The sequence below is a fragment of the Alcanivorax sp. HI0044 genome (genome assembly GCF_001634945.1).
This window is the reverse complement of sequence record NZ_LWEZ01000309.1, coordinates 1-1,249: the sequence shown is the minus strand read 5'-3', so window position 1 is coordinate 1,249 and position 1,249 is coordinate 1. Positions and strand designations below refer to the sequence as shown.

General features: G+C 47.5%; 1 protein-coding gene. It reads right to left on the bottom strand.

Features of this window, described 5'->3' with window-relative positions:
- Nucleotides 1-184 precede the first annotated feature (184 nt).
- The coding region (locus tag A3730_RS03760; protein WP_063537505.1) for an aldehyde dehydrogenase family protein at nt 185-1,249 on the bottom strand (1,065 nt) is incomplete at its 5' end.

Genomic DNA, 1,249 nt, shown 5'->3' with positions numbered 1-1,249 from the left:
ATTCTGGCGCCTGGGCTGACCACAGCATGGGGGGAAGGGACTTCCAGGCATTGGCTATCGAGAGAACTGCCCACGGGTTATCTTGCTTATCAGGAAGTTCAAGCATATTTCCTTCTCACAACAATAAAAAAGCCGCCCTGAGGGCGGCAATAAGACGTCAAGACAGACGACCAGGAGAAATCATTCAGAAAAAACCAAGCGGATTGGTATCGTAGCTGACCAGCAAGTTCTTTGTTTGCTGATAATGGTCAAGGATCATCTTGTGAGTCTCACGACCGATGCCTGATTTCTTATATCCGCCAAAGGCCGCATGTGCAGGATAAGCATGGTAGCAATTAGTCCAAACACGCCCAGCCTGAATACCCCGCCCCATTCTAAAGGCAACATTCATATCCCGACTCCATACACCAGCCCCAAGGCCGAATTCGGTGTCATTGGCAATTCGCAGAGCTTCTTCCTCATCCTTAAAGGTAGTCACACCAACAACTGGACCAAAAATCTCTTCCTGGAAGACGCGCATTTTATTGTGTCCTTTAAGAAGGGTAGGCTGAATATAAAAACCGTTACCAAAATCCCCTTCAAGATATTCACTACCACCACCTGCGAGTACCGTTGCACCTTCCTCTTTAGCAATACTCATGTATGACATAATCTTGTCATACTGCTCTCGAGAAGCCTGTGCGCCTACTTGAGTTTCAGTATCAAGTGGATTACCACGTTTAATCGTCTTGATTCGTTTCAATACGCGCTCAATGAAGTCGTCGTACATACTCTCTTGAACAAGGGCACGAGAAGGACAGGTGCAAACTTCGCCTTGGTTAAAATAAGCTAAAACCAAGCCCTCAACAGCTTTATCAATAAACGACTCTTCGGCGTTCATAATATCCGCGAAGTAAACATTTGGAGATTTACCGCCCAACTCTACAGTAGAGGGGATAATATTCTCAGCAGCACACTTTAGAATGTGAGACCCAACAGGGGTTGAACCGGTAAAGGCGATTTTTGCAATTCGCTTGCTGGATGCCAGAGCCTGACCCGCCTCTTGACCGTATCCGTTCACCACATTCAGTACACCAGCAGGCAGCAAATCGCCAATACACTCCATCACCTTGAGAATGGAAACCGGGGTTTGTTCGGCAGGCTTCAATACAATGCAGTTACCCGCTGCCAGTGCTGGAGCCAACTTCCAGGCTGCCATCAAGATTGGAAAGTTCCATGGAATAATTTGCCCGACAACGCCAAGGGGTTC